Annotated in this window: 8 protein-coding genes and 1 pseudogene; 7 read left to right on the top strand and 2 right to left on the bottom strand. The window is 37.9% G+C overall.

Features of this window, described 5'->3' with window-relative positions; translation table 11 throughout:
- The 3 genes and pseudogenes from G622_RS26255 to G622_RS0119085 form a co-directional block, all read left to right on the top strand.
- Nucleotides 1-495 (top strand): annotated as a pseudogene (locus G622_RS26255) (hypothetical protein); the annotation flags it as partial.
- 443 nt (nt 496-938) lie between these two features.
- Entirely contained in the window at nt 939-1,280 is a 342-nt protein-coding gene (locus tag G622_RS23800) for a helix-turn-helix domain-containing protein (protein ID WP_044917176.1), read from the top strand.
- Nucleotides 1,277-2,578 carry a type II toxin-antitoxin system HipA family toxin gene (locus G622_RS0119085; protein WP_026511991.1) on the top strand — a complete coding sequence of 434 codons (1,302 nt, stop codon included), beginning with the start codon at nt 1,277-1,279 and terminating at the stop codon, nt 2,576-2,578. The genes G622_RS23800 and G622_RS0119085 overlap by 4 nt, the downstream gene beginning before the upstream one ends.
- 364 nt (nt 2,579-2,942) lie before the next feature.
- On the opposite strand, the gene G622_RS24950 is transcribed toward G622_RS0119085, so the two are convergent.
- Nucleotides 2,943-6,569 carry an Ig-like domain-containing protein gene (locus G622_RS24950; RefSeq protein ID WP_026511990.1) on the bottom strand — a complete coding sequence of 1,209 codons (3,627 nt, stop codon included), beginning with the start codon at nt 6,567-6,569 and terminating at the stop codon, nt 2,943-2,945.
- A gap of 483 nt (nt 6,570-7,052) precedes the next feature.
- Here G622_RS24950 and G622_RS0119075 point away from each other — a divergent pair, with 483 nt between their 5' ends.
- The gene (locus tag G622_RS0119075; protein ID WP_026511989.1) at nt 7,053-8,753 is read left to right on the top strand and encodes an AAA family ATPase; all 1,701 of its coding nucleotides are present in this window, start codon (nt 7,053-7,055) and stop codon (nt 8,751-8,753) included.
- Between the two features lie 102 nt (nt 8,754-8,855).
- On the opposite strand, the gene G622_RS0119070 is transcribed toward G622_RS0119075, so the two are convergent.
- Entirely contained in the window at nt 8,856-10,457 is a 1,602-nt protein-coding gene (locus G622_RS0119070) for an AAA-like domain-containing protein (RefSeq protein WP_026511988.1), read from the bottom strand.
- Between the two features lie 624 nt (nt 10,458-11,081).
- On the opposite strand from G622_RS0119070, the gene G622_RS23790 reads away from it, so the two are divergent.
- The 3 genes from G622_RS23790 to G622_RS0119050 all read left to right on the top strand — a co-directional run bounded on the left by G622_RS23790 (nt 11,082) and on the right by G622_RS0119050 (nt 13,094).
- A complete protein-coding gene (locus G622_RS23790; RefSeq protein WP_049945971.1) occupies nt 11,082-11,831 on the top strand; it encodes an ATP-binding protein in 750 nt (249 codons plus the stop codon).
- A 215-nt stretch (nt 11,832-12,046) separates the two neighbouring features.
- Nucleotides 12,047-12,925 carry a KilA-N domain-containing protein gene (locus G622_RS0119055; protein ID WP_026511987.1) on the top strand — a complete coding sequence of 293 codons (879 nt, stop codon included), beginning with the start codon at nt 12,047-12,049 and terminating at the stop codon, nt 12,923-12,925.
- Nucleotides 12,915-13,094 (top strand): helix-turn-helix domain-containing protein, encoded by a 180-nt coding sequence (locus tag G622_RS0119050; RefSeq protein ID WP_044916930.1) that lies wholly within the window; start codon nt 12,915-12,917, stop codon nt 13,092-13,094. The genes G622_RS0119055 and G622_RS0119050 overlap by 11 nt, the downstream gene beginning before the upstream one ends.
- Nucleotides 13,095-13,096: the final 2 nt, after the last annotated feature.

The raw sequence follows: 13,096 nt of genomic DNA, 5'->3' as shown, positions 1-13,096 counted from the left end.
GATGCTGATGACACCGAAGACTCAATCAACCGCATCAGATTCAGGCAGGAAACGATTTATGGCAAGGACATGACTCTCGAAAACATAGATAAAGTCCAGGGCGTTATAATCAGATTAAGAAAGAACGAAAACACCGAAAAGTCCAGGAATGAACTAATTGCCATGCTTGAAGAGCTGCTTCGCAAAGAATCCGCAGAAGTAAAGAAAAAGCGATTAGCAGATGATTACGGATTAGTGATGAATATTGACACTGTTAGGAGGATAAACGTTATGTGTAATTTAAGCCAGGTAGTATTGGAGCAGGGATATGAACAGGGCGTTGAGCATGGAATTGAGCGGGGAATTCAGCAAGGAATATCCATGGGAGAACTTAAAGGAAAAGTAATCGCACGCTTTGAGGATGGAATGCCTATAGAAGAAATTGCTCAAAAGTCGCATGTTTCTGTGGATGAAGTAACGGAAATCCTAAAGGAGAAAAAACTTATTACGGAATAATCTTGAAGATGAATACTCTATAGGGATTCTAATTTCATGAACGAATGGTGGAGTATACAATCCGAAATCATGGTGTTTTCTAGCAAACTATCTTGCATACCGGCCCGCTGATGGCAAGATTTGTTCTCCTGTACTACACGATGAATTTCTACAATTTATCTAAAACAAAGGCGTTCCTTGATGGAATATAAGGTAAATAAATAGTATAACAAATGCCAATAAAGCCTTATATTAAGCGGAAAATAGTTTGATTACATATAATCAAACTATATAATCAAACAAAAGAGCATCTATATTCCTTTACGGTTATAAATGCTCTTTTTAATTACGCTCCTTTGTGTAACATGTGCATTCTTGCGTGTTAAGTGCTAATTACGTCAATAATATGTGCGTACTTGCGCATTAACTTTGCTTTGCTTATAATATATCTGAGGTGATTATAGATGAAATATTTATTTGTTAACGGCATCCTTTCTGAACTGGCCAAACGAGCTAAAGACTATAGGCTGGCATATCCCCTGACTCAAAAGGAGCTGGCAGATAAGGCAGGCGTATCACTAAGATCTGTCCAAAAATTTGAAAAGGGTTTAGATGTGCAACTGGATATCTTTATTAAAATCATGATGGCGTTGGATTTAGCCGACAATTTTAATACTCTGATACCAGATATGAGTGACAGGCCCTCTACATATTTAGCTAGACAAAATGGAACAGAGCGGAAAAGAGTCAGAAAGAAAAACGACAAACCAAGCAATAGAACTTTCAAATGGGGTGACGAACAATGAATAACCTTGCAGAAGTATTTTTATGGAACACCAAGATTGGCACCCTCAGTCTCAAAGAAGGTTTACCTTATGCAATCTTTGAGTATGACAACGATTTTATTGAAGGGGTTCGTGGAACTAATATTCAGCTTTCGCCCTTAAAAATGCCTATATCCAACAAACTCTATTCGTTTCCTAATTTAGAAGAATCGTTTCACGGAGTACCTGGAATGATAGCTGATTCCTTGCCCGATAAATTTGGTAATGCCATTATCAACCAATGGCTCGCTGCACAAGGAAAGTCCGAGACTGATTTCAACGTGATAGATAGATTGTGTTATACAGGGAGCCGAGGTATGGGCGCACTAGAATATCGTCCAGCACTCTCTGCTGGCTCCAGTTCATCTGATATAGTCAATGTCAGTGAGATGGTAAAATTCGCCTCTGATGTTTTGAGTAAAAGAAAAGAAGTAAACATAGACATATCCAATGCCTCTTACTCACAGCTTCTCAAACTAGGAACATCTGCAGGAGGTGCAAGAGCAAAGGCAGTCATTGCATGGAATGAAGAAACAAATGAAGTGAAGTCTGGTCAGATTGCCCCTGAAAAAGGATTTGATTATTGGCTAATGAAATTTGATGGCGTCAGCAAGAATGGTGATCATGACATGGAGGATGAGCCTGAATATACCCTTATTGAGTATGCCTATTATCTTATGGCATTACAGGCTGGAATAAATATGAATGAATGCCGTATCTTCAAAGAAAATAACCACAATCACTTTATGACCAAACGATTCGACAGGGTAGATGGTTCAAAGGTTCACATGCAAACACTTGCGGCGCTTGCCCACATTGATTACAACACGCCAAGACTTTGCAGCTATGAATTGGCGGCGTCTTACATGAAACAGATTGGTCTTGGTGCTAATGAGGTTGAACAGTTCTACAGAAGAATGGTATTTAATGTTCTTGCCGTCAACAGAGATGACCATGTTAAAAACGTCTCATTTCTGATGAACAGAGATGGAATCTGGAAATTATCACCAGCCTATGATGTCACATTTTCCTATAACCCGACAAACAAATGGTTAAGCAACCATCAAATGACGCTAAATAACAAAAGCGAAAAGATAGAATTAGAGGACCTGCTTCAGGTCGCATCCACAATCAGCATATCTACTCAGAGAGCCAAAAGCATCATTGCAGATGTAAAATCTGCAATAGTTCATTGGACTTCCATCGCAGGGGATGTTGGAATAAGAGAAAGTACCATAGACTTAGTAAGTAAAACTATTACTGAATTGGTAAATGTATAAAACAACATAAAATCTCAAACCTGGATGACATATTTAGTTTGATTAAAATATTATATGTTTTACCATAATCTAACCATCCTGCATGAATTAAAAAGGCACTATAGCAAGATGGCTTTCTGCTTCGCAAAAATAAAAATATTTAAAAATTGCGAAATAAAGCCATTGGATCTGTCGAGATTCTGATTGTATTATATATCGAACTATGACAGCCTAAAGCCCATCCGCAGTATCTGGAGCTGCATGGACGCTGATGACACCGAAGACTCAATCAACCGCATAAAAAGGGATTACAGTCCATTTGGATATGAACCGTAATCCCTCTTATTAGTTTAGCTTAGAATGTCAGTCAGTAAGATAATCGAAATTACTTAACTGTAGAATTCTTGTGAGCCTGCTTCTTAACCTTGTTGATGAGCTTGGTCTTATACTCGCCCTTAGCGCCCTTAACCTTGATTGTAGCCTTCTTCTTGGTCTTGAATGCGCCCTTGCCGATCTTAACCTTACCCTTCTTGTCGGTCTTAAGAGTAATCTTCTTGAACTTAGCGTTCTTGCATGCGTTCTTTCCGATCTTCTTAATGTTCTTGCCGATGTTGAGGTTCTTTCCAGTTGCATCCTTAAGAGCTTCAGGAGCGATAGATGTTACCTTATAAACGTTACCGCTGTGATCCTTAACTTCTTCAGGAATTGTAACTGTAGTAGAAGCCTTGTCTGTATCTGTTCCCTTGAACTCAACTTCTGCAGCACCAGCTGTTGCATTTGTTACAACGAATCCGGTTGTTGCACCGTTTGCATCCTTAAGTTCGTTGCCTATAGGTGCAGGTGTTCCAGCTGTAGAACCGTCGGACTTAGCTGCTTCTTCAGCTGCTTTCTGCTCTTCAGCCTTCTTCTGTTCCTCAGCCTGTTTCTGCTCTTCCTGTTTCTTCTGCTCTTCTTGCTGTTTCTTTTCTTCCTGCTGCTTCTTTTCTTCTTGCTGTTTCTTTTCTTCAGCCTGTTTCTTTTCTTCCTCTGCCTTCTTAGCTGCTTCATCAGCTGCCTTCTTAGCTTCTTCAGCTGTCTTCAATGCTGCATTAGCTGCTGTCAGATCATCAGCCTCTGCGCCTGCTGCTACAGCTGCTGCAATAGCATCCTTAGCTGCCTGAATCTTATCAGCTGTAGGATCTGCCTTAGCTGCATCTGCTGCTGCATTAGCGTCTTCGATTGCTGCCTGTTTAGCGGCTTCCTTAGCTGCTGCATCATCAGCTGCCTTTTTAGCTGCTATTGCTGCATCAATCTTAGCACTTATATCTGCAAGATCTTCTTCTGATGCTCCAACTGCCATAGCGGCTTCTACTGCGTCCTGAGCTGCCTTAATTGTTGCGTCTGTAGGATTAGCTACTGCTGCATCTGCTGCTGCATTTGCGGCTTCGATAGCTGCTTTGATTTCTTCTTCTGTATGAGCATCAGCAGAGATAACTGTTACTTCAAATTCATCAGATTTGATTGTTCCATCAAATGTACTTGTTGCAGTAACTTTAACTGTTCCTTCCTTCTTTGCTGTAAGTTCTCCAGAGGAAGCAATTTCAGCGATAGAAGAATCATCAACTGCCCATGTTACTGTAGCAGGGATACCTGAACCAAACTTAGTAACTTCTGCGGTATATGTAGCTGTACTATCAACCTTAACTTCCTTATCACCAGTAACCTCAATCTTGGAGATACCTTTAACTGTTGCGTTATATGTCTTTGAAATACCACCATCAGCTGTTACTGTAATGGTAGCTTCTCCAGGTGCTACACCAAATAAAGCAATTCGAGAGTCTGTAGGATTTGGTGTTCCAGGTGCACTTGCTAAAACTCTAACAATAGTCTCATCACTGGAAGTTACTGATACTTCTCTTACAGATGCGCTCTTTGTGTCATCATCCTTATCGTAAGGAAGAACTGTTGCCGTAAATCCACCTGTCGGGGTAGCTGCTGCTAAACTTGCAGGAGCTGCATTTGATGCATCAAAGCCAATTTCTCCTTCTCCTTCACTGAGTTTCAGCTCTGTTACTGCTACATAAGCTTCAGGAAGAAGTCTAAGGTTAAATGTTCCATAACGACCACCAGCAATAGTAGCTTTTACTATATAATTTCCACTTTCTGTTGCTGTAATAGACTTAGTAAATGCAATTTCGCCTTTAGCTGCAGTAAATGTATAGAAACTTGAAAGATCGATAGATTTTTTGAGTTCTGTATCATTAGCTTTGTAGAAAGCGATACCTGTAGCAGTCTGAATTGCTCCTTTTTCGTCCTTAATCTCGAATGTTACAGCATTTTGTGTAGTATCTTCAGAATTATACTTTAGCTCACTCTTGTCTGCGTCCACACTTAGTAATTTTCCTTCGGTTTTAACCGCTACGTTAAGAGCTGCTAAATCTGTTCCATTCTTTGCATCCTTTACTACTGTTACATTATTAGCTGGTCTTCCGGCTGCTGTAATCAGATGTAAATCCTCAGAATCTACAAAATCACCATCACTATTTCCATCATAGTCAAGACCAATAAGTGCGAGATAACCACTCTCAACAGTAATGTCACCACTCTTAAGAACAAGGGTATTTGAAAGTTTAGTTGTTCCAGGAGTCTTTTCTATAATAGATGTTAAACCAGAAGTACCATCTGTATTCTTTCCCAATGCCCAAGTAGCTTTAAGATTATTAGGATCGAATTTATCAAAGTTTTCAGCAGTCACTGTTGCTGTAACTGTCTTTTCAGTATAATCACCTTCAGTGAATACAAGATCATCCTGAGGAACAGCAACTTCAAAAGTAGGTTCCTCATCAGCTACTGCATGTACAATTACTTCAAAGTTCTTTTCTCCTTCTAATGTAGCTGAACCAGCTTCTGCTTCACCACTTCCTGCTAAACAATTATCAAGATTAGTCTTGTCTCCATCAGCAACTCTAACATAATTATCAGCAGTTGTTGTTCCAACAGACTTATATGCTTTTATATTAAGTTGAAGTACTGTATCACCTGCAGAAGCGCCTGCTGTAATCTCTGCATTTTTTGCTGTAGGTGATGATACACTAGCACCACCTGTCTTGTCACTCTTTATAGTCCAGTTGTACGCATAGCCCCACACGCCAGGTTCATCATTAACAACCTTTGTAAAAACGGTCATTTTATCTGAGGGCTTAACTGTTACTTCTGAAGCATCCTTATCATCAATATCAGTAAATTCAGCGCCTAATTTAATGTCTTTAGCTTTAGCTGCTGCTTTAACTTTAGCAGTACTATTTGTTATGGTGTTCGACTCTGATCCATCAGCCTTTACATATGTTACTTTTATAGTTGCTTCATGATTTGCAGTTGCTTTTGATTTTGCAGAAATCTTAGCACTTAAACCACCATCTGCTATTTCACTGATAGTAAAATCATCGGGATATTCTGAGCCGCTATCAATAAGTTCCCATTTATAGCTTCCTCTACCAACTGTTGTTGCTGGTATAGATACCCATGCATAATCACCTGCTACAATAGTCGTTGTAGCAGATGTTGGTGTTGCCTTAGTACCATCATCAGCGCTCACATCCAAAGCATCTATTGTTGCAACATTTGAAATCTTATTATCTGCAACACTCTCATCTAATCCTGTCGCATAGACAAAACTGAAGGTACCAGTAGTATCTGCATCTGCCTCTACTTTAACATGAGTTTTATCTGTTCTAGTAACAAGAACTCCTTCCTGTCTCAAGCTATCACCTACCGCAAAATCAGAAAACATAGAATTCTTATAACCATCTACTGTAGCTGTAGTTAATGTTCCTTTTGCTAATATAGCATAAGCTACATCCTTATCAACTTCGTAAGTTTTTACGACGCTTCCTGTAACAGCTACAGGACTACCAGTACCAATCGTCGAAGCCTGTGCTACAATGCTAGTAATCGGCGCCACTACCACGCTAAGATTACTTACAGCAAGTGCTCCCGCGAGAGCCCAAGACCATATTCGTTTGTTTTTCTTCATAAAGTTTCCCCTTTCATATGAAATGTGTTTGTCCTTTGTCGCGACAAAGTCAGGAGTTTTACCCCTGAGAGAATTGGCGATTTTTCGTTAATAATTTATGAGCAGGAATCGTTAATTCTCTCAGAAATAAAAGTCGCTGAATTTGCCGAGGCTTTATATTGAAAGTCAGTGTTTTACTGGCTTTTCAATTCGTATACTTCAAATAGATATTTATGTGTGTATTTATTGAAAATATTGGGATTAAAAAAACATTGCCCAATCCATATCGGGCTCCTGCATTTCAGGGTACCCGCCTCTATGGATTTTTTCCAAATATTATTGGGCTGTATTAGTCGTATGCTTTATTTAAAAAGCTTATTGTTTTCTAAGGTTGTGTAATCTAAACTAGACATAAGAAGCATCGAATTGACAATCATGAAGATTTGCGGCTATTTCAGATATTGATTAAGATAGAGATGCACAATTTCAAAAGGATGACTTCATATGAATACTAAGACATTACCCATAGGTGTAGATAGTTTTGAAAAGTTAATAGATGGTGATTATTATTACATCGACAAGACAGGACTAATTGCAGAACTTGTTGAGAGCAGATATGAGGTGACACTTTTTACCAGACCAAGGCGTTTTGGGAAATCGCTGAACATGAGCATGCTCAAGAGCTTTTTCAATATTGATCAGAATAAAGAAAAACAAAAAGCATTGTTCAAAGATCTGAAAATATCACAATATCAGGATATCTGTAATGCATATATGGGACAGTATCCTGTTGTTTCCATTACATTAAAAGATGTTACAGGGAACAATATCAGTGAAGCGAAGACCCAGATAAAAGCGGTGATAGGCAAGGAAGCTCTCAGATATAAATTTGTACTTGATGATAGAGCTGTTACAGATGAAGATAAAGCTCTATACAGAGCTCTCATTGAAATATCAGATGGCGAGTTTGTCATGGATGATAGTGTTCTCAGAAACAGCCTGATGAATCTTACACACATAATTGAAAAGTACTACGATCAAAAAGTAATTCTTCTGATAGATGAATATGATGTTCCGCTTGATAAAGCACACAATGGCGGCTATTACGATGAAATGGCATCTTTGGTCAGAGACATACTCAGCGCTGCTCTTAAGAGTAATGACAGCATCAAATTTTCAGTATTAACCGGATGTCTCCGGATTGCTAAGGAAAGCATTTTTACCGGTCTAAACAATTTGAGAGTCCAGTCCATTTCTGATGTGGGATTTAGTGAGTGGTTCGGTTTTTCCGAATCTGAAGTCTCTGAGATACTTGATTATTATGGAATCCGTGACAAAAACGACATCATCCGCGAATGGTATGATGGATATAAATTTGGAAATATGAGCGTGTACTGTCCCTGGGATGTAATAAACTACATTCAGACTCTTAGGACTGATAAAAATGCGCTGCCGGAACTTTACTGGGCTAACACAAGCAGTAATGACCTGCTTCTGAATCTCATTTCCGGAGCTGATGATCAGACAAAACATGATATAGAATCGCTTCTTTCCGGTGACTCTATTTCAAAATATATACATACTGAATTAACATACAGAGAGATCAACGAGTCGATTGATAATATCTGGAGCGTTTTATATATGACCGGATATCTGACTCAGGTTGTCAGAATGGAAAATGGTCAATATGAGCTAAAAATCCCCAACAGAGAGATTTATCTGCTCCTTAAAAACAATATCTATGATTTTGTTAAGCGTGAAAACAAAGAGAAATCTGATGATGCATACCATCTGTTTGATGCGCTGATAGAAGGAAACGATAAAGAAGCTGAAAGGATTTTTTCTGACTATCTCATAAATCATATCAGTATCAGAGATATAAACGTCAAAAAAGAGATGAAGGAAAATTTCTATCATGGTTATCTTCTGGGACTATTAAGCGCAGTGACAAGGGCTGTGGTTTCCAACAGGGAGTCAGGGGACGGATTTGCCGATATACTCATTAAGGCACCTGAAAAAAGGGTCGGTGTGATCATCGAACTAAAGTATGCAGAAAATGAAAAGCTGGATCAGTTTTGCGATGAAGCTTTACGTCAGATTGAAAACCGCGATTATGAACAGACATTGTATGATGCCGGAATGGACACGATCATAAGCTATGGCATCGCCTGCTATAAAAAGAGGTGCAGGATCAAGAAGAAATAAGCATAGAATGAAGCAATTAGGAATACACTTATATTCTTAATTGCTTCATTTATACTATAGTCCATAGATGGATCTATTCCATAGTTAGCGTATAGATGATATCTAGACTATACCTTCGTATAATATCTTTTCTCCTATTTGAATCTTTTTTACGCCGGGAATCTTTTTTTTGTTAAAGCTGAAACTCAACATATATCCAGTATCTAAATTCCAATAATCTAAATACTCTATAATTTGCTTTTCTCCTGCGCTATTGTATTTTTCACCGTGCCAAATTTTAAGTTCTATAATGTAGCGTTTTCCAAGATAATGAATGACGATATCCATTCGCTTTCGCGTTCTGGTCTGCTCTTCAATACTATAAGTTCCTGTTCCGTTTAGGATAGGCGAAAGATATGTAAGGAATTTTTCTCGGCCTTCCTCTTCAATGAATTTTCTTTCTGCTTCCTCATCATTAAGGTTTCTTATATATTTTTGTGTTTCAATAAAGCGTTTCATTATTAGGGGTATATCAAGCTCACCATTTTTAATGAATTCCGGTTTATTATCTAGTGCATTTCCCCGCATTTCCTCAGAAAATTTGCTCTCGCCAATATAGTATTTATATAGACGCATTTCAAATATTCTGTTGGCGACTACGATTGTGTTGTCATTGCTTCTGGTTATAAATCCAAACATCATAAGCTGTTCTTGCTCTTTATTGTCTGGTAAATATTCAATCGTTTCGCCTTGTAATAGTATTCTTCTTAATTGCAATTTTAATCGCTCATAATTCTTGAGTTTGCTCATCAAAGAATCAAATAATGTATTTGATTCTGTTATTATCTTTTTTACAGCTTCCTCAACTCCGTCACATGTCCAAGCAGCCTCCTTGCCAATCGAACTGCATATATCAGTATCAATCAATTGGCATATTCTGCTGACAAGAAATGGATAGCCATTTGTATAATCATGGATCTTTCTTGCAACTTCATCTGTACACATACCTGTATTATGGTCTGACTCATATTCATCAAGCATTCCTCTAATCCCTGGTTCAGATAAGCTCATATCTACATTAAAAGGTTCTGCTATATTCCAGGGACTGTTTTCCTTATGTTCTTTATCTGGACGGATTTTCATTTTAAGGTGCTTTACATCTGTCACTCCTGCAAGGATAACGGACTGAAATGCCGGAATACCATCAGTTTCTCTTCCTATATATAGGTCCCTTAATCCTGCTAGAAAATCGAGAAATACTTGATTATTAGTTGCAGAATCTACTTCATCAATTATTAGTACAACGCCTCTATCTGATTTATTTATCCATCGCTTCATTATCCTAAAGAAATCATCAAGCTTAATTTTTTCAGGGGATGCTTCATTTAACATTGCAAGAGCAGTAATTGTTTCTTCAGGAATTTCGATCTTTTCGAATTCATGGCAATCGATAATTATACGAGCCATTGCTTGTGAAAAAAACGCTTCATTTTCAAAGACATCTGCGCCAATGCTTTGAAAATCTAGAGATAAAACCATATATGTGGATTCTAGTTTTTTCCTAAGTGCAGTTAGAGTCGTAGTTTTTCCATATTGCCTTGCCCTATTGATGGTAAAATATTTCCCTCCATCAACAAGTTTTTTTATCTCTTCAACTTTTTCAGAAATATCCACCATATAGTGTTTTGATGGTATGCATACTGCTGTAGTATTGAATACTTTCATTTTCTTCCTCAAACCTCAGATATTCATATTTTTTCGTATCAAAATATGAATTCATTCTATAAAAACAGGATATAAAGCATTAATAGTATCTTGTGATTAAAAGTCGTGTTGTGTGTAGGATGTTCTCTCCCTATCAAATTGGATTTTCACTAGTCTGCAATAATCACAATCTGTTTTTTTAAAACAGTAAAAATAACATACATGCCTAATTTCATTATAAGTTATTCAATATAATTCTTCTAGTAGCGTAATTTTTTAAGAAATCATTTAAATTCTATATGTACCAGTTCTATCATCAAAGCACACATTTCCTTTGGCTTGACTAAGTTCCTTCGGTGTAAGTTTCTTTGAAAGTCCAATGTTCTGCCCATATTTCTTAATCATGTGCGTGAAATCCATTTATAACAAAGTTATCCGCCAAAGCGCCACAAATCTCTTCGCTTATTTACCACAAATTTCTTCGCTAAAATACCACAAATCTCTTCGCTAGCCTCCGGTGAATCTAATGGAAAGATTTCGCTATCAGAATTATTCAATAACAAAGAGCTTCCTGATGATTGCATCTCCGACCTAACAATTGACGGAATTATTATGGCCGCCTGTCGCGGCGGATGGCCGTCTGTTATGAATAAAAAGACTGATAAGGCAAAACTGATGGTTTCAGGCAGTTACTTCGATAGTTTGTGCAGGGATGATATTAGCAATGTGGATAATGTGAAAAGGGATGCGCAGGGAACTCGATTGCTTCTTAGATCCTACGCCAGAAATATATCAACATTTGCATCAAATCGAACGATTCTTCGTGATATCAATGCTAATTTCCCTATGGGCAAAACTACTTTTTATGATTATTTGAAGACTCTGCGAAAACTATATGTGATTAGAGATGTAGAAGCTTGGTGCCCTTCAATTAGATCGAAAACTGCGATTCAGTCCTCTGATAAAAAAGAATTTGTAGATCCATCAATAGCCGTTGCTGCTCTTGGAGTTGCCCCTGAGTACTTCAATACAGATCTTAAAGCATTTGGATTTATTTTTGAAACCTTATGTATTAGGGATTTACGTGTTTACTCATCCTCATTGGGAGGAACTGTATCATATTACCATGATAGATACGGGTTAGAGGCGGATGCTGTACTTCACTTAAGAGATGGCAGATATGCTTTAATAGAGATCAAACTCGGAAGCAATGAAATCGAAGAAGGCGCTGCACATCTTAACGAAATCGAAAGACTGGTAGCAGAATACAATGTTAACGAGAAGCAGGCTCCGCTCAGATTGCCTGATTTAAAAATTGTTCTTACCGGAACACCATTTGGTTATAAGCGTGAAGACGGCGTATATGTTATTCCTATTGGATGTTTGAAAAATTAGCCACAAACTATAATTCCAAAAAAATTTTAAATTTATTGGAACATTTCACCCATTTTCGTGTCGTATATAAATGGGAGGAATGAATCCCGCTTAAGAAAGGAGGTGGACAATATTCGAAGTAATACCGGTTTAAATCGTATAATAACCTAATGCTTGTTGTCAGTGTATCAATGATATATAATTATATATCATTGATACACTTGAAGGAGAAACAAATGGCACAAACAAAAATTAACGCTAATGGAATAGAAATAGGGGTTATTGGAGGTACTGAGCCTGATGATAGTTACATCAGCCTTACAGATATAGCAAAATACAAGAATTCTGAAGATCCCAGGATGGTTATTACTAACTGGATGAGCTCGTATTCAACAATCGATTTCCTCGCAGTCTGGGAAGAAATTCATAATTCGAATGATTTTAACCGATTGGAATTCCAATCGGTTAGAAATGAACGCGGCAGACTTATAATGACTCCGAAGCAGTGGATTGAAAGAATGCAGGCTAAGGGGATAATATCAAAGGCCGGCAAATACGGAGGAACGTATGCCCATTCTGATATTGCTTTTGAGTTTGCATCCTGGATTTCTCCAGAGTTTAAGCTTTATATAATCAAGGATTATCAGCGTCTGAAAAAGGATGAGGCTGAGAGAAAAGCTATTGGATGGGATGAAAAGAGAGCTCTTTCAAAGCTGAATTATCACATTCACACAGATGCTGTTCAGACATACCTTATTACTGATGAATTAACCAATGAAGAAAAGACATACAAATTTGCAAATGAGGCTGATCTTCTTAATGTTGCTCTCTTTGGAAAACGTGCAAGAGATTGGCGAAAAGATCATCCTGATGAAGCCAAAAAAGGTGAGAACATAAGGGATTATGCGTCTGCCGAAGAACTCATAGTTCTGATCAATCTTGAAAATTTCAATGCAGAATGGATTTCTCAGGGATTATCGCAACAGGAACGTTTACAAAAACTGCGTTCTGTGGCATATAAACAAACGGAAATCCTTAAAAATAATGCTGCAAAAAGAAAACTTGGTAATACTAATCCAAACCTTCTGAAAGGCGGTGACAAAGATGCTGATTAAAGAATTGAGAAAAATTACTGGATTATCACAGGCTGCATTCGCCAAGAAGTTCCACATCCCAGTAGGAACACTATCCCACTGGGAGCAAGGGGTAAGAACTCCCCCTGATTATGTTGTATACATGCTCTCACGAATCATATATATGGAACGTGAGCAATATCAAAAATAGAA

Origin of the sequence: Butyrivibrio sp. LC3010, assembly GCF_000424385.1 — a bacterium.
Classification (GTDB): Bacteria; Bacillota; Clostridia; order Lachnospirales; family Lachnospiraceae; genus Butyrivibrio.
This window is presented reverse-complemented; position numbering and strand designations above follow the sequence as displayed.

Excerpts from the sequence above, each read along its gene's own strand:
- G622_RS23800 (WP_044917176.1), top strand. The coding sequence starts at position 939 with ATGAAATATTTATTTGTTAACGGCATCCTTTCTGAACTGGCCAAACGA.
- G622_RS0119085 (WP_026511991.1), top strand. The coding sequence starts at position 1,277 with ATGAATAACCTTGCAGAAGTATTTTTATGGAACACCAAGATTGGCACC.
- G622_RS24950 (WP_026511990.1), bottom strand. The coding sequence starts at position 6,569 with ATGAAGAAAAACAAACGAATATGGTCTTGGGCTCTCGCGGGAGCACTT.
- G622_RS0119075 (WP_026511989.1), top strand. The coding sequence starts at position 7,053 with ATGAATACTAAGACATTACCCATAGGTGTAGATAGTTTTGAAAAGTTA.
- G622_RS0119070 (WP_026511988.1), bottom strand. The coding sequence starts at position 10,457 with ATGAAAGTATTCAATACTACAGCAGTATGCATACCATCAAAACACTAT.
- G622_RS23790 (WP_049945971.1), top strand. The coding sequence starts at position 11,082 with ATGAATAAAAAGACTGATAAGGCAAAACTGATGGTTTCAGGCAGTTAC.
- G622_RS0119055 (WP_026511987.1), top strand. The coding sequence starts at position 12,047 with ATGGCACAAACAAAAATTAACGCTAATGGAATAGAAATAGGGGTTATT.
- G622_RS0119050 (WP_044916930.1), top strand. The coding sequence starts at position 12,915 with ATGCTGATTAAAGAATTGAGAAAAATTACTGGATTATCACAGGCTGCA.